The following is a 20,945-nucleotide window of genomic DNA, read 5'->3' on the forward strand; positions in this document are numbered from 1 at the left end:
AGTGTTGGGGAAGAAAAAAAACGGTGTGGCGATGCGTCATCTTCAACGCACCGCCACACCGTCTCCATGCACACTTGCAGACAGTTTGCGCGAATCCGGCCTGACAGTTGGCGGACAGCCGTTACAGCAGCCGGTAGTCGTCCGTACGGGGCGTGCGTTCCATCACGGCGAACAGCGCCGGCGGTGGCGCGGCAACTTTGCGCTCGGCAAGGTCGAACCACGCGCACATGCTGGTGATTTCCGCACACAGGTCGCCCGCTTCATTGCGGATGCGGTTGACCATGATGAAACGCGAACCGCGCTCGTTGCGGCCGGCGGTCTCCACGCTCACGGTAAAGGCATCCATGAGGCGCAGTTCCTTGCGGTAGCTGACACGGTCTTCAAATACCACCGGCCCGAGCTTGTGCTGCGCGAAGGCCTTCGGGCCAAAGCCCTGCTCGGTCAGAAAACGAAACCGGCTGTGCGACGCGTAGTCGATGTAGCGCGTGTTTTTGAGGTGCTGGTTGCCGTCCAGGTCAGCCCACAGCACCTGATACGTATAGATCGACATGGACGGCTCCGATGCGGTGTGGGATTGGCTCACTTGCGATAGTCGTACACGCCGCGGCCGGTCTTGCGGCCCAGGTAGCCGGCGGCCACCATTTCGCGCATCAGCATGGCGGGGCGGTATTTCGGATCACCGAATTCGGTGTACAGCACTTCCATCACGGCCAGCATGGTGTCCAGGCCGATCATGTCGGCCAGCGCCAGCGGCCCGATCGGGTGATTGCAGCCGAGCTTCATGCCTTCGTCGATCTCCTCCGGCGAAGCCAGACCCTCGCCCAGCACGCAGAACGCCTCGTTGATCATCGGACACAGGATCCGGTTGACGACAAAGCCCGGGCTGTTCTTGACCGTGATGGGCGTCTTGCCGAGCTGCTTGGCCAGCGCTTCCACCGCCGCATGCGTGGCATCGCTCGTCTGCAGACCGCGAATGACTTCCACCAGCGCCATCATCGGCACCGGGTTGAAGAAATGCATGCCGATGAAGCGGCTGGCATCCTGCAGCACGGCGGCCAGCTTGGTGATCGAGATGGACGACGTGTTCGACGCCACGATCGCGTGCGGCGCAGCGACCGCCTCGAGCTGCTTGAGGATCTTCACCTTCAGGTCGAAGTTCTCGGTGGCGGCCTCGATGACGAGGTCGGCGCGCTTGAGGTCGTCATAGCTGGTCGAGCCATGGATGCGTGCCAGCGCGGCGGCCTTGTCGGCTTCGGTCAGCTTTTCCTTCTTGATGAGGCGGTCCAGGCTGCCGGCCACGGTGGCAATGCCTTTCTGCACGGCGGCATCGCTGATATCCACCATCACCACATCCAGCCCGACCACGGCGCACGCTTGCGCAATGCCGTTGCCCATTGTTCCGGCACCCACGATGCCGACGACTTGAATTGCCATGAACTGCTCCTCGCTTGGTATTGCTTGGTATTGGAATGGAAGACGGGATGAAACAGATTGCAGAGGATAAACGACGCGACGACGGGCAGAAAAGCCTCGCCGACGCTCCCGTCACATTTCACCGGTTCGCCGTATGATGGCCGGCGTCGCGCCCCCCTTTCACCCCAGGCGCCAGGACGCTGCAAATGGACCGCTTTCTCAGTATCGAAGCCTTCGTGCGCGTGGCAGAAACGCGCAGCTTTGCCGAAGCCGCCCGCCAGTTGGGCGTGACCAACTCGGTGGTCACCAACCGCGTGCAGCAGTTGGAGCGCTTTATCGAAGCGCCGCTGTTTCACCGCAGCACGCGGCACGTGCGCTTGTCCGAAGTGGGCGAGACCTACTACAAGCAATGCGCCGAAGCCGTCTGCATGCTGACGGATCTCACCGACCAGATGCGCGGCCTGCGCGCCACGCCGGCCGGCAAGCTGCGCATCCGCATGCTGCCCGGATACGCGCTCGGCCACTTTGCCGAACCGCTGGCCCGGTTCGGTGCGCAGTACCCCGATATCCAGCTCGACGTGGTGGTGGACGACAGCGTGGTCGACCCCATTGCCGACGGGTTCGACGTGGTGTTCCAGATCTTCCCGCCCATCAACGATTCGCTGATCGAGCGGCGCCTGTTCGCGCTGCGGCGCATGTTCTGCGCCACGCCGGCGTACGTGGAAGAGTACGGCCTGCCGCAGCAGCCGGCCGACCTGCTGCAGCATTCACTGGCGCTGTATTCCGGTTATCCGACACGCAAGCGCTGGGAGTTCTCGCGCAACGGCGAAACGCTCCCCGCGATGGACCTGCCCGAGCGGGTGCGCTCCAACTCCGTGCATCTGCTGCGCGACTACGCCCTGACCAGTGCCGGCATCGCCTGCCTGCCAACGCTCGTCATCAGCGACGACCTGGTCGCCGGCCGCCTCGTGCCCGTGCTGGCCGATTACGACCTGACACCGCTGCATTTCTCGGCCGTGTATCCGGCGACGCAGCGGCAGGCGGTCAAGGTGTGTGCGCTCATCGATTGCCTTGCCAGCCACCATGCCGGCGAGCTGGCTTGGGACAGACCGCTGCTCGAGCGCGGCTGGATCCGCTGACGTTGCTGAGGGCCACGCGGCCCGAATTCCACGACCGGCGCCCTCGGCCCGCGCGCGGATCCAGGGTACCGGCGGAGTGTTTCCGAACGTCGCGACGATTGTTCGGCAATCCCAAAAACTGCACTCGCCAATTCAGCCGTTCCACCCCGAACGCAACTTCCTATCATGGTTGGGCCGCTGATCGCGCCGCGTCGATGCGACGACAGGTCTGCAGCATCCCCTCTCGTAGTTCCCCATCGGAAACTGGATACGGCCATGAATCCCAAGCTGGAAGTCCTTACCCCGCAGAACTGTCAATTGATCTTCATCGACCACCAGCCGCAAATGGCCTTCGGCGTGCAATCGATCGATCGTCAGGTCCTGAAGAACAACACCGTTGGCCTTGCCAAGGCCGCCAAAATCTTCAACATCCCCACCACCATTACGACCGTCGAGTCGCAGAGCTTTTCGGGCTACACCTATCCGGAGCTGCTCGATGTGTTTCCGGATCAGCCACTGCTCGAACGCACCTCGATGAACTCCTGGGACGACCAGAAGGTGCGCGATGCCCTGGCAAAGAACAACCGCAAGAAGGTGGTCGTCTCGGGTCTGTGGACGGAGGTGTGCAACTGCACCTTCGCGCTGTCGGCCATGCACGATGCCGACTACGAGATCTACATGGTCGCCGACGCTTCGGGCGGCACATCGAAAGACGCGCACGACTACGCGATGCAGCGCATGGTCCAGGCCGGCGTGGTGCCCGTGACGTGGCAACAGGTGCTGCTCGAATGGCAGCGTGACTGGGCCCACCGCGACACGTACGACGCCGTCATGAAGCTGGTGAAGGAGCACTCCGGCGCCTACGGCATGGGCGTGGACTACGCCTACACGATGGTGCACAAGGCCCCGCAACGCACCGCGACGCCGCACGAGGCGCTGGCTGCCGTGGCTGCCAACTGATCGCGCCGCCGACCATAAAAGAAGACGCCGCTCCGGCCGGGCGACGCATGTGCAACCGCATGCGTCGCCCAGTCGCCCCTTCAACGCCCCCCTCTCTCATTCCCATGCAAACGATTACCACCCAAGACGGTACGCGCATCTTTTACGAGGACTGGGGCAGCGGCAAGCCCGTCGTCTTCTCGCAGGGCTGGCCGCGCAACGCCGACGCGTGGGACGCGCAGATGCTGGTCTTCGTGCAGAAGGGCGTTCTGGAGCCCTCCTCGTGAAGCCCTATCTCATCTCCATTGCCGTCGGCATGCTGGTTGGCGTCATCTATGCACTGCTGCACGTCCGCTCACCGGCGCCACCGGCAATCGCGCTGGTCGGGCTGCTCGGCATGCTGATCGGCGAACAGATCGTGCCGGCCGCGCAGCGCCTGCTGGCCGGCGAGCCGATCACCATGGCGTGGTTCCGGCACGAATGCGTGCCGAAGATCACCGGCGCGCCGCCTCAAGTGCCGAGCCAAGCGCCGCCCCAGGCGTCCCCCACGGACCTGGCCGCCACCGGCGAATCCGGCAGCGCCACGCCGCGCAATCCGAGCTGATGCCATGACACGCCTGTCGCTCGAACCCTCGCACGCTGCCGCGCCCGCCGGCACCGCGGCGAATGTTGCCCTGCATGCCGGCCTGCTGTTCCTGCGCGTCACCGGCAGCGCCCTGCTGATCGCCGTGCATGGGCTGCCCAAGGTGCTGCACTACAGCCAGGAACTGACGCGCATTGAAGACCCATTCCACATGGGCGCCGCACCCACGCTGCTGCTCGCCATCCTGTCGGAAACACTGTGTCCGCTGCTGATTGCGCTTGGCGTGCTGACGCGCCTGGCGTGTCTGCCCATCATCGCCACGTTGCTGGTGGCCATGCTGGTGGTGCATCCGGACTGGTCGCTTGCCGATGGACAGTTCGGGTGGATGCTGCTGATCATCTTCACCACCGTCCTGATTGCCGGACCCGGACGCTTTTCGATCTATCCCAAATACTGACGCAATGACCGCCGACCTCATCCTGCACAACGGCCGCATCCACACGGTCGACCGCGAACGCCCCACCGCCAGCGCCGTTGCCGTGCGTGAGGGCCGCTTCGTTGCCGTGGGCGACGATGCCACCGTGATGGCCCAGCGCGGCGCTGCCACCCAGGTCATCGACCTGCGCGGGCGCACCGTCATTCCCGGCCTGAACGATTCACACCTGCACCTGATCCGCGGCGGGCTGAACTACAACCTCGAGCTGCGCTGGGAAGGCGTGCCCTCCCTGGCCGACGCGATGCGCATGCTCAAGGAGCAGGCCGCGCGCACGCCGTCGCCGCAATGGGTGCGCGTGGTGGGCGGCTGGTCGGAATTCCAGTTTGCCGAGCGCCGCATGCCGACGCTCGAAGAGCTGAACCAGGCCGCGCCCGATACGCCCGTGTTCGTGCTGCACCTGTACGACCGCGCGCTGCTCAACCGCGCAGCGCTGCGCCAGGTCGGCTACACCAAGGACACGCCGAACCCGCCCGGCGGCGAGATCCAGCGCGACGCATCCGGCGAGCCCACCGGCATGCTGATCGCCAGGCCCAACGCGATGATCCTGTACGCGACGCTCGCCAAGGGGCCGAAGCTGCCGCCCGAATACCAGGTCAACTCCACGCGCCAGTTCATGCGCGAGCTGAACCGCCTGGGCGTGACGAGCGCCATCGACGCGGGCGGCGGCTTCCAGAACTACCCGGAAGACTACGAGGTCATCCGCGAGCTGTCGGCGCAGAACCAGCTCACCATCCGCATCGCCTACAACCTCTTCACGCAGAAGCCGAAAGAAGAGCTGGCCGACTTCAAGAACTGGACCGGCAGCCTGCAATACCGCCAGGGCGATGACTTCTTCCGCCACAACGGCGCGGGCGAGATGCTGGTCTTCTCCGCCGCTGATTTCGAAGACTTCCTGCAACCGCGCCCCGACCTGCCCGAGACGATGGAGCAGGAGCTGGAAACCGTGGTGCGCCACCTCGTCGCGCAGCGCTGGCCGTTCCGGCTGCACGCCACTTACGACGAATCGATTTCGCGCATGCTCGATGTGTTCGAGCGCGTGAACCGCGACATTCCCTTCAACGGCCTGCCGTGGTTCTTCGATCATGCCGAGACGATTTCGCCGAAGAACATCGAGCGCGTGCGCGCGCTCGGGGGCGGCATCGCCATCCAGGACCGCATGGCCTTCCAGGGCGAATACTTTGTCGACCGCTACGGCGCAGCCGCTGCCGAACAGACGCCGCCCATCAAGCGCATGCTGGCCGAAGGCGTGCCCGTGGGCGCCGGCACCGACGCCACGCGCGTGTCGAGCTACAACCCGTGGACGTCGCTGTACTGGCTGGCGAGCGGGCGCACCGTGGGCGGCATGGCGCTGTATCCGGAAGGGCTGCCGCGCGAAGTGGCGCTCGAGCTGTACACGCACGGCAGCGCGTGGTTCTCCGCAGACCAGGGCAACAAGGGGCAGATCAAGGTGGGGCAACTCGCTGATCTGGCGGCGTTGTCGGCGGATTTCTTCAGCGTGCCCGAGGCCGATATCAAGACCATCGAATCGGTGCTGACGGTGGTGGGCGGCCGCATCGTCTACGGCGCCGCCGAGTTTGCCGAATTCGGCCCGCCGCCGATTCCGGTGCTGCCGGAGTGGTCGCCCGTGGCGCGCGTGCCGGGGCACTGGCGGCCGGCTGCGCCCATGCAGCAGCAGGTGCATCAGTGCGTCGGTTCGTGTTCGGTGCACGGCCACGCCCACCAGAAAGCGCGCACGGCCAATGTGCCGACCACCGACTTCCGCGGCTTCTGGGGCGCCTTCGGGTGTTCGTGCTTTGCCTTCTGAAGCGGCGACGGCGGCAACGGCCACACCAGCGTCAGCGCGTTTCCTGATCGCACAGGGAACGCTGCTGGCGTTCGTCGCGGGTTATGTGGATGTGGTCGGCTTCGCGGCGTTGTTCGGACTGTTCACCGCGCATGTCACCGGCAACTTCGTGATGATCGGCCTGGAACTGGCGGGCTCCGGCCAAGGCGTGCTCGCCAAGCTGCTGGCGCTGCCGATGTTCGTGGTGGCCGTGGCAGCGACCAAACTCGCCGTGACGGCGCTCACGCGGCGCGGTGTGGCGCCGCTGCGGCCGCTGCTGCTTGTGCAGGCTGTTCTGCTGCTGGTCTTCATGGCGGCGGGCCTGCTGGCCTTGCCGATTCAGTCGCCCGATGCACCGGCCACCATCGTTGTCGGGCTGATCGGCGTCGCGGCGATGGGCGTGCAGAACGCCAAGGCGCGCATCGTGCTGTCGGAACACGCCCCCACGACGATCATGACGGGCAACACCACGCAGATCGTGATCGATGTGGTGGAGCTGCTGTCGCCGGGCGCTACGCAGAAGGACGTTGCGCGCACGCGGTTGCGCAAGATGGTGCCGCCGCTTGCCGGCTTTGCCATCGGGGCGGTGCTGGGGGCGCTGGCGTTTGCGACGCTGTCGTTCTGGTGCGTGTTGCCGCCCGTGGGGATTCTCGTGGGCCTGGCGATCCTGCAACGCTAGGCCACCGCCCGGTCAGAACTTGACGCGGCGGAAGAGCGTCGAGAAATCGATCGCCTCCACCTGGCGGGGCTCCAGCTCCAGCGCAGCGATGTATTCACCCAGGTGTTCGCCCATCAGCCGCGCCGCGCGCTCGCCGTCGCGGCGCTCCACCGCATCGAGAATGGCCAGGTGTTCGTCATGGCCGCAGCTCGGCCGTGCGGGAGACTCATAAAGCCCGATCAGCAGCGAGGTGCGCGCCACCAGCGTGCGCAGCATCGCCGTGATGATGGGGTTGCCGTTGGCCTCGGCAAGCTGGATGTGGAAATCGCCCGACAGGCGGATCCACTCACGCCAGTTGCCCGATTCCCGGCTGGCATGTTCTGCCGCGGCCAGCGCGCGCAATTCGGCGAGTTGAGCCGCGGTGGCGTGCTGGGCCAGCTCCCGCACCGAGCCGGTTTCCAGAATCAGCCGCGCCCCAAAGACCTGTCGCGCTTCCGCCGCGTCGTGCACGGCGATGATCGCGCCGCGATTGGGCTGCAGCTCCACCACGCCCTCATGCGCCAGCTTCACCAGCACCCGGCGCAATGTCCCCCGCGTAATCCCAAAAGCCTTGCATAGCTGTGCCTCGACCAGGCGCGTGCCCGGCGGCAGCTTCTGCTCAAGGATCGCCTCGTACACCGCATCGGAAATGCGGGCGTCGATTTCGGCGTTGTTGCGGCGGGGCCGGGAGATCGGAGGGGTCGTAGGCGCTGGCATCTCGCCATTCTAATCGAGCAAACCGCGCTTGGATTGTGCACAACCCTGATGCCAATCCGGACGACCTTGGTGCGACATCCTCAAGAAATCTCCCCGCCTCCCACACGGTTTTGCACCAGAAGCAGGCGAAAACCTGGGATTTTGCATGGCACGGTTACTGCATAGAGGACCTCCGTGATTGTGCACAATCCAAACAAAGCTTGTACTCAACATAGAACGCAATGCCGGGAGCGGCCACGCGGTCGCGCCAATTCATTTAGGGGGATCACCTGTCATGAGCACCACCACCAAGCTGGGCGCTGCCGCCCTGGCATTCGGGCTGTCTGGCGTCGCTGCGGCGCAGTCCAGCGTGACGCTGTCGGGCGTCATCGATACCGGCGTGAGCTGGACCAACCATGCCGGCAACGGCTCGCAAAGCCTGACCGGCGTGTCGGACAGCATTCTCGGTGTGTCCAACTTCGGCCTGAGCGGCAAGGAAGACCTCGGTGGCGGCCTGAAGGCGCTGTTCAACCTGCAGGCGGGTTTCAACCCGAGCAACGGGCGCATGTCGTCCAACGGGACGCTGTTCTCGCGCAATTCGTATGTCGGGCTGAGTTCGTCGTCGGGCACGCTCACCGCCGGCAAGCAATGGAACTTCAACGACGACTGGCTGGTGGGCAGCGTCTTCAAGGGCGGCTACAACTCGGGCTCGATCTTCAAGTTCAGCGAGTTCGACGCCGTCAGCGAGATCTACAACAACACGGTCAAGTACGTGTCGCCCGACCTGGGCGGGGCGCAGTTCGGCGCGATGTACGGCTTTGGCGAAGCTGCGGGCTCGATCTCGCAGGGTTCGCTGTTCAACCTGGCGGGGCGCTATAGCGCCGGCCCGCTGTACCTGGCCGCCAGCTACGACCAGGAGCGCGATGGCAGCGGCACCGGCTCGCTCTACAAGCTGATCACCGTGGGCGGCAGCTACACAATTGGCGCGACCAAGCTGCGGCTGGGCGCGGCGCGCGCCGATGTGGGCGGCACGGGCGCGTTCCAGTCGATTCCCAGCATGTCGGCGCGCAAGGCCTACGCCGTGGAAGGCGGCGTCGACTACGCCTTCACCACGGCCTTTACCGGCTCGGCCGATGTGCTGTACCGCCATAACACGACGCTGTCGAACAGCTCGATGGTCTACCGGCTGCTGGGCCTCTACAGCCTGTCGAAGCGCACCACGCTGGTGGCCAACGTGGCGTATCTGAAAAACTCGTCGAGCGCGACGGAAGCGCTTGTCAACACCACGTCGGGCGCCATCGGCGGCGGTGTGCCGGGCACAAGCCAGACGTCGGTGGCGCTGGGCGTGCGTCACACCTTCTGACCCGCGCGAAGCCGGTCGCGCCACCTGCCCCGGTATGTGGCGCGGCTGCCCGCAGATGCGGCCATACGCACCAGAACGACGCATGCCCGGCCCGCGCGCCGTGAAATTGCCGCGCGCAGACAGGCATACCTATTGCACCAACCCGACATGACCCTCGCCCTCACCGCTCCCGCTGCCGTCGCTGCTTCCGCTGCCGACTCCCTCGAACTCGTTGCGCTGACCAAGCGTTACGCGCAAGACGCCGTGGCGGTCGATGCCATCAATCTGCGCGTGCCCGCCGGCAGCTATTGCTGCCTGCTGGGCCCGTCGGGCTGCGGCAAATCGTCAACGCTGCGCATGATTGCCGGCCACGAGCATGTGAGTGACGGCGACATCCTGCTGGGCCACCGCAACATCACCAACCTGCCGGCGGCGTCGCGCGGCACGGCCATGATGTTCCAGAGCTACGCGCTGTTTCCGCATTTGAGCGCGCTCGACAACGTGGCCTTCAGCCTGAAGATGCGCGGCATCAACACACGCGAGCGCCGCCAACGCGCGCAGGCGTTGCTCGAGCGCGTGGCGATGGGCCACCTAGCGCAGCGCCGGCCGGGCGAGTTGTCGGGCGGCCAGCAGCAACGCGTGGCGCTGGCACGTGCGCTCATCATGGAGCCGCGCGTGCTGCTGCTGGACGAACCCCTCTCTGCGCTGGACCCGTTCCTGCGCACGCAGATGCGCGCCGAGCTGCGGCGCTGGCAGCAGGAGCTGGGGTTGACGTTCGTGCATGTCACGCACTCGCAGGAAGAAGCGATGGCGCTGGCCGACCAGATGGTGGTGATGAACCACGGCCGCATCGAACAGGCCGGCAGCCCGCGCGAGATCTACAACCAGCCGGCCAGCGCGTTCGTTGCCACCTTCATCGGCGGACACAACCTGCTGGAAGACGCGCATGGGCCCGTGGCGGTGCGCATCGACCGCATGGCCCTGCACGCCGATGAGGCCACCGCCCGCGACCGCCCGCGCGTGCAAGGCCGCATCTGCGATATCGAATATCAAGGCACGCACGTGCTGGTGAGCGTGGAAGGCGTGGCGCTCTCGCCCTCGCAACGCGTGACGGTGAGCCTGCCCGAGACCGACGCCGCCATCCCACGCCTGGCCCTGCATCAACCCATCTGGGCTTCGTGGGATGCCGCGCAGGCGCACCGTCTTCCGGCCCGCTCCGCCGCCTGACACCCGAGACCCGACATTCCAATCCGCCGCCTGACGGCTTCAGGCGCTGCCTTCACCTTCCTATCAGGGGTTGCAACATGTCTGACGATTCCAACGACTTCAAGGCCGGCCGCCGCACCGCACTCAAGGGCATGGCCGCCATCCTGGCCACCGGCGTCGTACCCGCGATCCACGCGCAAGAAAAGCTGACGCTGCGCTACCTCGGCACGGCGGTCAACCAGGACAAGCTGATCGCCGAAAAATTCGAAGCCGACACCGGCATCCGCGTGCAGTATGTGGCCGTCACCACCGATGAGATCACCAAGCGCGCCGTGACCGCGCCGAGCAGCTTCGACCTGATCGACACGGAGTATTTCTCGCTCAAGAAGATCGTGCCGACCGGCAACCTGCTGGGCATCGACGCGCGGCGCATCAAGAACGCCGACAAGATCACGTCGCTGTTCACGAAGGGCGAGGTGGCCGGCAAGAAGGTGGGCGACCAGGGCACCGCGCCCAAGAAGGTCATGTACCTGCCGGGCGCCAATGCGACCACGTTCGCGACCTCGCCCACGCAGTTCATGACGCTGATCCCGACGGTGTACAACGCCGACACGCTGGGCATCCGTCCCGACCTCATCAAGCGCCCCATCAACTCATGGGCCGAGCTGCTGAACCCGGAATTCAAGGGGCGTGCGTCGATCCTGAACATTCCGTCGATCGGCATCATGGACGCGGCGATGGTGGTCGAAGCCAAGGGCCTGCACAAGTACGCCGACAAGGGCAACATGACCCGCGCCGAAATCGACCTGACCATCAAGACGCTGATCGAAGCCAAGAAGGCCGGCCAGTTCCGCGCGCTGTGGAAGGACTTCAACGAAAGCGTGAACCTGATGTCTTCGGGCGAGGTGGTGATCCAGTCGATGTGGAGCCCGGCGGTGACGGCCGTGCGCAGCAAGGGCATCGACTGCACGTTCCAGCCGCTGAAGGAAGGCTATCGCGCGTGGGCTGCCGGCTTCGGCATTCCGAAGACGGTGTCGGGCAAGAAGCTCGATGCGGCATATGAATTCATCAACTGGTTCCTCGACGGCTGGGCCGGTGCGTACCTGAACCGCCAGGGCTACTACAGCGCCGTGCTCGAAACAGCCAAGGCCAAGATGGAGCCGTACGAGTGGGCCTACTGGATGGAAGGCAAGCCCGCCGCCAAAGACATCAAGAGCCCGCACGGCGATGTGCTCACCAAGGCCGGCAGCGTGCGCGACGGCGGCAGCTACGAACAGCGCATGGGCGGCATCGCCTGCTGGAACGCGGTCATGGACGAGAACGAGTACATGGTCCGCAAGTGGAACGAGTTCGTCGCCGCCTGATCATGACGACCACAGCACCGTCCACATCGTCCGAACCGTCGGCAGCGTCGGCGCCGGCCAACGACGCACCCGCTGCCGCCCGGCGCCCGGTCGGTCCGGGCCTGCAGGCGCTGCCGTTTGCGGCGGTGTTCGTGGTGTTCTTCCTCATCCCGCTGGGGCTGGTCGCGATGGTCAGCTTTTGGGATTTCAACGAGTACGCGCTGCTGCCGACCTTCACCTTGCGCAACTACGCCAAGCTGTGGGAAGGCTGCGGCCACCTCAATGAATACGGCGATCTGTGCGTGACCGCGTCGACGTATCTGTCGACGCTGCGCTTTGCGCTGGGCACCTGGGTGCTCACGCTGGTGCTGGGTTTTGCGCTGGCGTACTTCCTCGCGTTCCACGTGCGCTCGGCTGCCGTGCAGACGCTGCTGTTCGTGATCTGCACCGTGCCGTTCTGGACGTCCAACGTGATCCGCATGATTTCGTGGATTCCGCTGCTGGGCCGCAACGGCCTCGTCAACCAGACGCTGCAGGCCATGCACCTGATCGATCAGCCGCAGGACTGGCTGCTGTATTCGAACTTCTCGGTGCTGCTCGCGTACGTGCACCTCTACACCATGTTCATGATCGTGCCGATCTTCAATTCGATGATGCGCATCGACCGCGCGTTGCTCGAAGCCGCGCGCGATGCGGGCGCCACCGCGTGGCAGACGCTCTGGCATGTGATCGTGCCGCTGTCGCGCAGCGGCATCCTGATCGGCTCCATCTTCATCCTGACCATCGTGATGGGCGATTTCGTCACCGTCGGCGTGATGGGCGGCCAGCAGATTGCCTCGGTCGGCAAGATGATCCAGGTGCAGACGTCGTACCTGCAGTTTCCGCTGGCGGCCGCCAACGCCGTGGTGCTGCTGCTGACGGTGCTGATGATCATCTGGGGCCTGACCCGCGTGGTCGACATCCGCAAGGAGCTTTGACATGCAAGCGCGCTTTCGTGAACCACGCGCCCCCGGCTTCTGGCCGCTGGCATGCCTCTTCGCGCTGTTTGTGCTGTTCCTGTACGGGCCGATGCTGACGATCTTCGCACTAAGCTTCCAGGGCCCGGACGGCGGGCTGACGTTCCCGATGAACGGGCTGTCGCTGCACTGGTATCGCCAGCTGGCCGAGGGGCTGGGCGTGGTGGATATCGGCGCGGCGTTCCGGCGCTCGCTCGCACTCGGCGCGGTGGTGATGGCGCTGACCATGGGGCTCTCGCTGCTGGCCGCGCTGGCGTTTCGCAAGCGGCTGCGCGGCGGCGGTGTGCTGTTCTATGTGACGGTGGCCAGCCTGATCATGCCGTCGATCGTGGTGTCGCTCGGCATCGGCCTGCAGTTCCGGCTGATCGACACGGGCCTCAAGGCGCTGCTCACCGCGATGGGCATGAGCGATCAGGCCGACAGCTTTGGATCGTCGCTGGGCCTGTGGACCTCCGCCCTCGGTGCACACCTCACGTGGACGCTGCCGTTCGGCCTGCTCATCATGTTCGCCGTCTTCAACCGCTTCAACCCGGCCTACGAAGAAGCCGCGCGCGACCTGGGCGCCACGCCGTGGCAGACCTTCCGCCACGTCGTGCTGCCGCTGATCGCGCCGTCGCTCATCGGCGTGGGCATGTTCGGTTTCACGCTGAGCTGGGACGAGATCGCGCGCACCTCGCAGGCCATCGGCGATGTCAACACGCTGCCGCTCGAGCTGCAAGGGTTGACCACCACCGTCACGACGCCGTCCATCTACGCGCTGGGCACGCTCACCACCGTGGTGTCGTTCGTGGTGATGGGGCTCACGATGCTGGTCATTGTTCGACTGCGCCGCCGCCAGAGTGCCGGGCGTGTCGACTGAACGCGTGCCAATGACCATCGCTACCGAATCCTCCCGCCCGCGCCGGCTGCTGTTGATCAACCCCAACACCACAAGCGCGCTCACACAGACCCTCACACGCTTCGTGCAGGCCGCATTGCCCGGCGATGTTGTTGTGGAATCGGTTACCGCCCGATTTGGCGCGCCGTACATCGCCACCGAAGTCGGCTACGCCGTGGCCGCGCATGCCGCGCTCGACGCATGGACGCGGGCGGAGCAGCCAGCCATCGACGCCGCCATCATCGGCTGCTTTGGCGACCCGGGGCTCTTCGCGCTGCGCGAGGTGGCGCCGTGCCCCGTCACCGGCCTGGCGGAAGCCGCGTTGATGGAAGCGGCAACGTACGGCAGTTGCGCGGTCATCACGGGCGGCCACGCGTGGGGCCCGATCCTGGAGCGTTTGCTGCCCACGCTGGAGGGCGGCCACACCGTGCGCGACATCCATACCGTCGAACTCGACGGGGCCGCGCTATACGCCGCGCCGGATGCGGCAGAACAGATCTTGATCGGCGCCTGCACGACCGTCCTGCGGCGCCAGCCCGTGGATGCGATCGTGCTGGGCGGCGCCGGGCTGGCGGGCCTCGCGCAGAAGCTGCAAGCCCACGTTCCCGTACCGCTCATCGACAGCGTGACAGCAGCCGCGCGCCAGGTATGGCATGCCCAGCGCGGCGGGCATGGCGCGCTGCCGGCGTGGATGGCGCCCGCCACGCACGCTTGAACGGGGTGCGGGCTACATGTTGCGCCGGTACTGCCCGCCCACCTCGAACAGCGCATGCGTGATCTGCCCGAGCGAGCAGACGCGCACCGCATCCATCAGCACGGCAAACACGTTCTGATCGTCAATGACCGCGCGCTGCAGGCGCTGCAGCATGGCGGGCGCTTCCCGGGCATGCCGCGCATGAAACGCTTCCAGGCGCGCGAGCTGGCTCTGCTTCTCTTCCTCGCTGGACCGTGCCAGTTCGATGTGCGGCGGCACCACGCTCTCGGCGTCGGGGTTGCGGAACGTATTCACACCGATGATCGGCAGCGAGCCATCGTGCTTGCGCTGCTCATACAGCATCGACTCTTCCTGGATCTTGCCGCGCTGGTAGCCGGTTTCCATCGCCCCCAGCACACCGCCGCGCTCGGCAATGCGTTCGAACTCCTGCAGCACGGCTTCTTCCACGAGGTCCGTCAGCTCGTCGATGATGAAGCTGCCCTGGTTCGGGTTCTCGCACTTGGCCAGGCCCCACTCGCGGTTGATGATGAGCTGAATGGCCAGCGCGCGCCGCACCGATTCGGCCGTCGGCGTGGTGATCGCCTCGTCGTAGGCATTCGTGTGCAGGCTGTTGCAGTTGTCGTAGATGGCGATCAGCGCCTGCAGCGTCGTGCGGATATCGTTGAAGGCAATCTCCTGCGCGTGCAATGACCGGCCCGACGTCTGCACGTGGTACTTCAGCTTCTGGCTGCGCTCGTTCGCGCCGTACTTGTCTCGCAGCGTCACCGCCCAGATGCGGCGCGCGACGCGGCCGAGCACGCTGTATTCCGGGTCCATGCCGTTGGAGAAGAAGAACGACAGGTTCGGCGCAAAGTCATCGATGTGCATGCCGCGCGCGAGGTACGCCTCCACATACGTGAAACCGTTGGCCAGCGTGAAGGCGAGTTGCGAGATCGGGTTCGCGCCCGCCTCGGCGATGTGGTAGCCCGAGATCGACACCGAGTAGAAATTGCGCACCTGGTGGTGCACGAAATATTCCTGGATATCGCCCATCACCTTGAGCGAAAACTCCGTCGAGAAGATGCAGGTGTTCTGCCCCTGGTCTTCCTTCAGGATGTCGGCCTGCACCGTGCCGCGCACGTTCTGCAGCACCCACGCGCGAATCTTTGCCTCTTCGTCCTGCGTCGGCTCTCGCCCATTGTCGGCGCGGAATTTGTCGAGGTTCTGGTCGATGGCGGTATTCATGAACATCGCCAGGATCGTCGGTGCCGGGCCGTTGATCGTCATGGACACCGACGTGTTCGGGCTCGTGAGGTCAAAGCCGTCGTACAGCACCTTCATGTCGTCAAGCGTGGCGATCGACACCCCCGAGTTCCCGATCTTGCCGTAGATGTCCGGGCGCACGGCCGGGTCTTCGCCGTAGAGCGTGACGGAGTCGAACGCGGTGGAGAGCCGCTTGGCCTCCATGCCTTCCGAGACGAGCTTGAAGCGACGGTTGGTGCGGAAGGCATCGCCCTCGCCCGCGAACATGCGCGTCGGGTCTTCGTTTTCGCGCTTGAAGGCGAACACGCCGGCGGTGTACGGAAAGCTGCCCGGCACGTTCTCGCGCATCAGCCAGCGCAGCACTTCGCCGTCGTCTTCGTACGGCGGCAGCACGACCTTGCGGATGGTGGTGCCCGAGAGCGTGGTGTGCGTGAGCTGCGTGCGGATTTCCTTGTCGCGAATCTTGACGACGTATTCGTCGCCGGAATACGCGCGGCGCAGGTCGGGCCACATGGCGAGCAGCTTGCGCTCGGCGGCACCGAGCTGCGCGTCGCGCTCGGCCGCCTGCTTGTCGAGCGCCGACAGCGTCTGCACGGTGGCGCCCGCTTGCTCCAGCATGCGATGGCTGGCACGCAACTGCTGGCGCTCGCGCGCGAGGCGGCTTTGCGCGTCGACGCGGCGGTGGTAGCCGCGCACGGTGTCGGCCACTTCGGCCAGGTAGCGGGCGCGCGCCGGCGGCACGATGGCGTCGTGGCTCGTGGAGCATTTGCCGGCTGGGCGCGGAAGCGTGCGGCTCGACAGCGCCATGCCGCGCTCGGCCAGCCGATCGGCCAGCGCGTGGTACAGCGCCGTCACGCCGTCGTCGTTGAAGTGCGAGGCCTGCGTGCCGAACACCGGCATGTCTTCGGGGCGGGCGTGCCATTGCTCACGGTTGCGCTGCACCTGCTTGGCGACGTCGCGCCAGGCGTCCTGCGCGCCCTTTCGGTCGAACTTGTTGATCGCCACCAGATCGGCAAAGTCGAGCATGTCGATCTTCTCCAGCTGGCTGGCGGCGCCAAACTCGGGCGTCATCACATACAGCGACAGATCGACATGCGGCACGATGGCCGCGTCGCCCTGCCCGATGCCGGAGGTCTCGACGATGACGAGATCGAACCCGCCCGCGCGGCAGGCGGCAATCACATCGGGCAGCGCGTCGGAAATCTCGCGACTCGCCTCGCGCGTGGCCAGCGAGCGCACGAAGATGTTCGGATGATTGATCGCGTTCATGCGAATGCGATCGCCCAGCAGGGCACCGCCCGACTTGCGCCGCGACGGATCGATCGAGATGACGGCAATGCGCAGCGTGTCCTTCTGGTCGAGCCGGAAGCGGCGGATCAGCTCGTCGGTGAGCGACGACTTGCCTGCGCCGCCCGTGCCCGTGATGCCGACCACCGGCGTCGGCTTGACCGCCGCAGCCGCGCGTACGGCGTCGCGCAATGCCGGATCGATGCGGCCCGATTCCAGCGCCGTGATCAGCTGCGCGAGGGCGCGGCGGTCGCCGTTGGCGACGGGCTCCAGCGTGGCAGGTGCATAGACGGAAAGATCGATGTCGCAGCGCTGCACCATGTCGGCAATCATGCCGGCCAGACCCATGCGCTGACCGTCTTCGGGGCTGTAGATGCGGGCGACGCCGTAGTCCTGCAGTTCTCGGATCTCCGCCGGCACGATCACGCCGCCGCCGCCACCGAACACCTGGATGTGCTCGCCGCCGCGGGCGCGCAGTGCGTCGATCATGTACTTGAAGTATTCGACGTGGCCGCCCTGGTAGCTGGACACCGCAATGCCCTGTACGTCTTCCTGCAGCGCCGCGTTGACCACCTCGTCCACCGAGCGGTTGTGCCCGAGGTGGATGACCTCGCAGCCCATCGACTGCAGGATGCGCCGCATGATGTTGATCGACGCGTCATGCCCGTCGAACAACGATGCGGCCGTCACGAAACGCACCTTGTTGCGCACCGGCGCGGCTGCGCTGGCAGGCGTGGGATCGGCCGCGCGGGCAGCGGAAAGATCGGTCATGTCTCCACCTTCGATAAGTGGGGCGCCGGCGCTGGATGTGTTGTACGGCGCACAAGGCGACGCGTGCCGGTCGGCGGGTCGAACAGACAGTATTTTCGGGGTTGGCGCGGTCGTCAACGGGCCGCACGGGCGATGGCCTGTTGAGCCCTCCGCGCAAATAGGCACGTCGCCACCCGGGCCGGTTTGCGCAAATCGCGGACGACCGGAGCGGTCCGATCTCGGTGCAACACCCAGCTTGCACACAATCGATACAACTCGTTAGAGTCGGCTTTTGGTCGGAAACGGGTCCGGCCACAGGGGGAACGTCCAATGCCAAGCCGCGCAACGACGATGCGCTGGTGTCTGATTGCCTTGCTGGCGTGGTCCGGCCACGCCCTGGCGTGGGACTACACGCCCGGCGCCATCCCGGGGCTGATCAGCGTGCTTGGCTTCCTGACGGTGCAATCGCAGGCGCTCGACCGCGCCATCCAGCGCTTTCCCGGCCAGCGTGAAGAGCTGATCCGCGCCCGTACCCAGTTCGACAACACCTTCCCGCAGGCGCTGGTCCGCACACGCCGCCTGATCGCCGGCATTCCGCTCTCCGACGACGAGCGCCAACTGCTGATCGAGCGTGCACTCGACGTCCACCAGCCGAGCGTGGGCATTTCCACGCAGACGCCGCAGACCGCCCACTCGCTGGCCGAACGCGTGGTGGCGCGCGCGCAAGGCAGCCAGGACCGCGCCACGCTGCAAACGCTGCTGGCGGTGGTCTACGACGACCGGCCCGCCGAAGAGCTGAGCAGCCGCTTTACGCAGGCCGTGACGTTGTCTGACTGGCCGAACGCGCGCGGCGCGAGCGTCAACCTGCGGCTGCCGTTCTCGTGGGAACGCGTGCCGCCCACGCCGCCGCGCAAACCCGACCCGGCGCGCGTGGCGATCGGCGCGTGGGCCAACCAGGGCGGCTCGGGGCTCTCGCGCATGGAACTGATCGTGCGCCCCACCGAAGGCGACCTTGAAGCGGTGCCCGACAACCGCGAACCGCGCTGGATGCGCGATGCCGTCAAGCAAGCAGTGGCGGCGCCCTGCCGGCTGCTGGGCTGGGGCACGCAATCGTTCGGCGGGCGCAGCGGCGTGTGGGCCAGCTACATCGGCGAATCGCCCGGGCCGCATCCCCCGCGCGCGACCGGCAACACGCTGGTCGGCCGCGTCTTCATGGTGCCGACCGACGGCGCGCTGCTGATGCTGCACATGCAGTCTCCCGCCACGTCGCCCGAGCAGGCCAGCGCCGTGCGGCTGCGGTACGAGCCGCTGTGGAACGGCGTGGCGACATCGTTCAGCGTGTCAGGCGCCAAGCCGTAACACCCCCCACCGCCGTACGCACCACGACGGCGCATCCCCCCTCCTGCCGCACCAATTCAAAGCAGAGACGCACCGATTTCGAGCCACCTGCAGCGAGCAGTGCGAAGGCGATGTCCTTCGCACGGCCCTGGTGCGCCATGCCACCTTTTTGCACACCGTTGGAACAACTTTTGCATCTGTCGGCGCTTTTTGCGTCATTTATGGGCACACGCTGCACCCGGATGACGCTGACCCTCAACCCGCACGACAACCGCAATGAACTCCATCAAAACCGGGGGCGACGCGCTCTTCATCCTGCTGGGCGCGATCATGGTGCTGGCCATGCATGCCGGCTTCGCGTTCCTTGAGCTGGGCACCGTCCGCAAGAAGAACCAGGTCAATGCACTGGTCAAGATCCTGGTCGACTTTGCCGTGTCGACCATCGCGTACTTCTTCATCGGCTATTCGATCGCGTACGGGGTCAATTTCTTTACCGGCGCCGACGTGCTCGCCCAGCAGAACGGCTACGAGCTGGTGAAGTTCTTCTTCCTGCTGACGTTCGCGGCCGCCATCCCGGCCATCATCTCCGGCGGCATTGCAGAGCGTTCGCGCTTCGAGCCGCAACTGGCGGCGACCTTCGTGCTGGTGGGCTTCGTCTACCCCTTCTTTGAAGGCATCGCCTGGAACCAGCGCTTCGGCATCCAGCACTGGCTGCAGAGCGTGACAGGCGCGGAGTTCCACGACTTTGCCGGCTCGGTGGTCGTGCACGCGGTGGGCGGCTGGATCGCGCTGCCGGCGGTGCTGCTGCTGGGCGCGCGCCACGGCCGCTACAAGGACGACGGCCGCATCGCCGCGCATCCGCCGTCGAACATCCCGTTCCTGGCGGCCGGCGCCTGGGTGCTGGCGGTCGGCTGGTTCGGCTTCAACGTGATGAGCGCGCAGACGCTCGACAAGATGAGCGGCCTAGTCGCCATCAACTCGCTGATGGCGATGGTGGGCGGCACGCTCACCGCGTGGTGGATGGGCAAGAACGATCCGGGCTTTTCGTACAACGGGCCGCTGGCCGGCCTGGTGGCCGTGTGCGCCGGCTCCGACGTGATGCACCCGCTTGGCGCACTGGCCGTCGGCGGCATTGCAGGCGTGCTGTTTGTGTGGATGTTTACGCGCGTGCAGAACGTCTGGCGCATCGACGACGTGCTCGGCGTGTGGCCGCTGCACGGCCTGTGCGGCGCGTGGGGCGGCATCGCGGCCGGCATCTTCGGTTTGAAGGCGCTCGGCGGCCTGGGCGGCGTGTCGTTCTGGGCGCAGGTGGCGGGCACGGCCGGCGGCATCGCGATTGCGCTCATCGGCGGCACGGTGGTGTACGGCACGCTGCGCAAGCTCGTCGGGCTGCGGCTGGACCGCGAGGCCGAATTCATGGGCGCCGACCTGGCGATCCACCGCGTCTCGTCCACGCCGGAATCGGAAACGCACTGGTAAGCACGAACCGGCAGTCAGGGGAAGGCGCGCGCGACGCTTGCTACAGTGAAAGCGTCTTCCCTCGCCCAACTGCAGGAGTGCCGCATGCCCGATATCGATCCGAATCACCCCATCACCGTCGAGTCGAACCCGCGCCGCGTCACGGTGACGCTCAACGGCTTCACCATCGCCAGCACGCACTTGGCGCGCACGCTGCGCGAGGCGTCGTACCCGCCGGTGCAGTACATCCCGCGCGACGATGTGCAGATGAACCTGCTGGAGCGCACGCAGCATCACACCCATTGCCCGTACAAGGGCGATGCGTCGTACTACACGATCGTGGCCGGCGATGTGCGCGCCGACAACGCCGTCTGGACGTACGAACAGCCCAAGCCCGTCGCACGCGAAGTGGCCGGCTATCTGGCGTTCTATCCGAACAAGGTGACGATCCAGGAGGAATGAGGGCGCAGGCGCAGCTGACATGCCGCCGTCATGCCGCTGTCATGCAAGCGGCGCACGATGCGCGTGTTCCTCTTCTCACGGAGCCTCTTTCCGTGAAAGTTCCGAGACCCGGCGCAGACGATCTGTGGCCGGGTATTTTTTTGGG

Annotated in this window: 19 protein-coding genes and 1 pseudogene; 16 read left to right on the top strand and 4 right to left on the bottom strand. The window is 65.9% G+C overall.

Going from position 1 to position 20,945, the window contains the following annotated elements; translation table 11 throughout:
• Positions 1-121: 121 nt before the first annotated feature.
• The gene (locus KHN96_RS15540) at positions 122-550 is read right to left on the bottom strand and encodes an acyl-CoA thioesterase (RefSeq protein ID WP_027678466.1); all 429 of its coding nucleotides are present in this window, start codon (positions 548-550) and stop codon (positions 122-124) included.
• 29 nt (positions 551-579) lie between these two features.
• Positions 580-1,434, bottom strand: a complete 855-nt coding sequence (locus KHN96_RS15545) for a 3-hydroxybutyryl-CoA dehydrogenase (protein ID WP_045785587.1) — start codon at positions 1,432-1,434, stop codon at positions 580-582.
• Positions 1,435-1,619: 185 nt separating this feature from the next.
• Between KHN96_RS15545 and KHN96_RS15550 the strand changes: the two genes are divergently transcribed.
• From KHN96_RS15550 to KHN96_RS15580, 7 genes and pseudogenes are all read left to right on the top strand, one after another.
• Complete coding sequence (locus KHN96_RS15550; RefSeq protein WP_062738705.1) at positions 1,620-2,552, top strand: LysR family transcriptional regulator; 933 nt, start codon at positions 1,620-1,622, stop codon at positions 2,550-2,552.
• 255 nt (positions 2,553-2,807) lie between these two features.
• Entirely contained in the window at positions 2,808-3,491 is a 684-nt protein-coding gene (locus tag KHN96_RS15555; protein WP_027678469.1) for a hydrolase, read from the top strand.
• Between the two features lie 104 nt (positions 3,492-3,595).
• Positions 3,596-3,736, top strand: a pseudogene (locus tag KHN96_RS15560) (alpha/beta fold hydrolase); the annotation flags it as partial.
• A 17-nt stretch (positions 3,737-3,753) separates the two neighbouring features.
• Positions 3,754-4,074: a XapX domain-containing protein gene (locus tag KHN96_RS15565; RefSeq protein ID WP_045785585.1), complete on the top strand. Its 321-nt coding sequence runs from the start codon at positions 3,754-3,756 to the stop codon at positions 4,072-4,074.
• A 4-nt stretch (positions 4,075-4,078) separates the two neighbouring features.
• Complete coding sequence (locus KHN96_RS15570; RefSeq protein ID WP_045785584.1) at positions 4,079-4,510, top strand: DoxX family protein; 432 nt, start codon at positions 4,079-4,081, stop codon at positions 4,508-4,510.
• A gap of 4 nt (positions 4,511-4,514) precedes the next feature.
• On the top strand, positions 4,515-6,353 hold the full coding sequence (locus KHN96_RS15575) for an amidohydrolase (RefSeq protein ID WP_062738706.1): 1,839 nt from the start codon (positions 4,515-4,517) through the stop codon (positions 6,351-6,353).
• Positions 6,343-7,050 carry a YoaK family protein gene (locus KHN96_RS15580; RefSeq protein ID WP_062738707.1) on the top strand — a complete coding sequence of 236 codons (708 nt, stop codon included), beginning with the start codon at positions 6,343-6,345 and terminating at the stop codon, positions 7,048-7,050. Before KHN96_RS15575 ends, KHN96_RS15580 begins: the two co-directional genes overlap by 11 nt.
• 12 nt (positions 7,051-7,062) lie before the next feature.
• Here the strand turns inward: KHN96_RS15580 and KHN96_RS15585 are convergent, their stop codons facing one another.
• Entirely contained in the window at positions 7,063-7,785 is a 723-nt protein-coding gene (locus tag KHN96_RS15585; protein ID WP_062738708.1) for a GntR family transcriptional regulator, read from the bottom strand.
• 274 nt (positions 7,786-8,059) lie between these two features.
• Between KHN96_RS15585 and KHN96_RS15590 the strand changes: the two genes are divergently transcribed.
• The 6 genes from KHN96_RS15590 (at position 8,060) to KHN96_RS15615 (ending at position 14,263) form a co-directional block, all read left to right on the top strand.
• The gene (locus KHN96_RS15590) at positions 8,060-9,127 is read left to right on the top strand and encodes a porin (RefSeq protein ID WP_115043805.1); all 1,068 of its coding nucleotides are present in this window, start codon (positions 8,060-8,062) and stop codon (positions 9,125-9,127) included.
• Between the two features lie 147 nt (positions 9,128-9,274).
• The gene (locus KHN96_RS15595; RefSeq protein ID WP_062738710.1) at positions 9,275-10,333 is read left to right on the top strand and encodes an ABC transporter ATP-binding protein; all 1,059 of its coding nucleotides are present in this window, start codon (positions 9,275-9,277) and stop codon (positions 10,331-10,333) included.
• Positions 10,334-10,410: 77 nt separating this feature from the next.
• Positions 10,411-11,676, top strand: a complete 1,266-nt coding sequence (locus KHN96_RS15600) for an ABC transporter substrate-binding protein (protein WP_062738711.1) — start codon at positions 10,411-10,413, stop codon at positions 11,674-11,676.
• 2 nt (positions 11,677-11,678) lie between these two features.
• Entirely contained in the window at positions 11,679-12,632 is a 954-nt protein-coding gene (locus KHN96_RS15605) for an ABC transporter permease (protein WP_062738712.1), read from the top strand.
• 1 nt (position 12,633) lies between these two features.
• Entirely contained in the window at positions 12,634-13,530 is an 897-nt protein-coding gene (locus KHN96_RS15610) for an ABC transporter permease (protein ID WP_062738713.1), read from the top strand.
• Positions 13,531-13,540: 10 nt separating this feature from the next.
• On the top strand, positions 13,541-14,263 hold the full coding sequence (locus KHN96_RS15615) for an aspartate/glutamate racemase family protein (RefSeq protein ID WP_062738714.1): 723 nt from the start codon (positions 13,541-13,543) through the stop codon (positions 14,261-14,263).
• A gap of 12 nt (positions 14,264-14,275) precedes the next feature.
• Here KHN96_RS15615 and icmF read toward each other — a convergent pair whose 3' ends face one another.
• Positions 14,276-17,563 carry a fused isobutyryl-CoA mutase/GTPase IcmF gene (icmF, locus tag KHN96_RS15620; RefSeq protein WP_062738715.1) on the bottom strand — a complete coding sequence of 1,096 codons (3,288 nt, stop codon included), beginning with the start codon at positions 17,561-17,563 and terminating at the stop codon, positions 14,276-14,278.
• A gap of 309 nt (positions 17,564-17,872) precedes the next feature.
• Here icmF and KHN96_RS15625 point away from each other — a divergent pair, with 309 nt between their 5' ends.
• From KHN96_RS15625 to KHN96_RS15635, 3 genes are all read left to right on the top strand, one after another.
• Complete coding sequence (locus KHN96_RS15625; protein ID WP_045785574.1) at positions 17,873-18,901, top strand: hypothetical protein; 1,029 nt, start codon at positions 17,873-17,875, stop codon at positions 18,899-18,901.
• Positions 18,902-19,156: 255 nt separating this feature from the next.
• Entirely contained in the window at positions 19,157-20,359 is a 1,203-nt protein-coding gene (locus KHN96_RS15630) for an ammonium transporter (protein WP_027678482.1), read from the top strand.
• An 84-nt stretch (positions 20,360-20,443) separates the two neighbouring features.
• Positions 20,444-20,800: a DUF427 domain-containing protein gene (locus KHN96_RS15635; RefSeq protein WP_012760922.1), complete on the top strand. Its 357-nt coding sequence runs from the start codon at positions 20,444-20,446 to the stop codon at positions 20,798-20,800.
• The last annotated feature ends 145 nt before the right edge of the window (positions 20,801-20,945 follow it).

Source organism: Ralstonia mannitolilytica (assembly GCF_905397375.1).
Classification (GTDB): domain Bacteria; phylum Pseudomonadota; class Gammaproteobacteria; order Burkholderiales; family Burkholderiaceae; genus Ralstonia; species Ralstonia mannitolilytica.

Coding starts and splice junctions, on each gene's coding strand:
- icmF (WP_062738715.1), bottom strand. CDS start 17,563: ATGACCGATCTTTCCGCTGCCCGCGCGGCCGATCCCACGCCTGCCAGC.
- KHN96_RS15625 (WP_045785574.1), top strand. CDS start 17,873: ATGCCAAGCCGCGCAACGACGATGCGCTGGTGTCTGATTGCCTTGCTG.
- KHN96_RS15630 (WP_027678482.1), top strand. CDS start 19,157: ATGAACTCCATCAAAACCGGGGGCGACGCGCTCTTCATCCTGCTGGGC.
- KHN96_RS15550 (WP_062738705.1), top strand. CDS start 1,620: ATGGACCGCTTTCTCAGTATCGAAGCCTTCGTGCGCGTGGCAGAAACG.
- KHN96_RS15545 (WP_045785587.1), bottom strand. CDS start 1,434: ATGGCAATTCAAGTCGTCGGCATCGTGGGTGCCGGAACAATGGGCAAC.
- KHN96_RS15555 (WP_027678469.1), top strand. CDS start 2,808: ATGAATCCCAAGCTGGAAGTCCTTACCCCGCAGAACTGTCAATTGATC.
- KHN96_RS15635 (WP_012760922.1), top strand. CDS start 20,444: ATGCCCGATATCGATCCGAATCACCCCATCACCGTCGAGTCGAACCCG.
- KHN96_RS15610 (WP_062738713.1), top strand. CDS start 12,634: ATGCAAGCGCGCTTTCGTGAACCACGCGCCCCCGGCTTCTGGCCGCTG.
- KHN96_RS15595 (WP_062738710.1), top strand. CDS start 9,275: ATGACCCTCGCCCTCACCGCTCCCGCTGCCGTCGCTGCTTCCGCTGCC.
- KHN96_RS15600 (WP_062738711.1), top strand. CDS start 10,411: ATGTCTGACGATTCCAACGACTTCAAGGCCGGCCGCCGCACCGCACTC.
- KHN96_RS15575 (WP_062738706.1), top strand. CDS start 4,515: ATGACCGCCGACCTCATCCTGCACAACGGCCGCATCCACACGGTCGAC.
- KHN96_RS15540 (WP_027678466.1), bottom strand. CDS start 550: ATGTCGATCTATACGTATCAGGTGCTGTGGGCTGACCTGGACGGCAAC.
- KHN96_RS15615 (WP_062738714.1), top strand. CDS start 13,541: ATGACCATCGCTACCGAATCCTCCCGCCCGCGCCGGCTGCTGTTGATC.
- KHN96_RS15570 (WP_045785584.1), top strand. CDS start 4,079: ATGACACGCCTGTCGCTCGAACCCTCGCACGCTGCCGCGCCCGCCGGC.
- KHN96_RS15605 (WP_062738712.1), top strand. CDS start 11,679: ATGACGACCACAGCACCGTCCACATCGTCCGAACCGTCGGCAGCGTCG.
- KHN96_RS15590 (WP_115043805.1), top strand. CDS start 8,060: ATGAGCACCACCACCAAGCTGGGCGCTGCCGCCCTGGCATTCGGGCTG.
- KHN96_RS15585 (WP_062738708.1), bottom strand. CDS start 7,785: ATGCCAGCGCCTACGACCCCTCCGATCTCCCGGCCCCGCCGCAACAAC.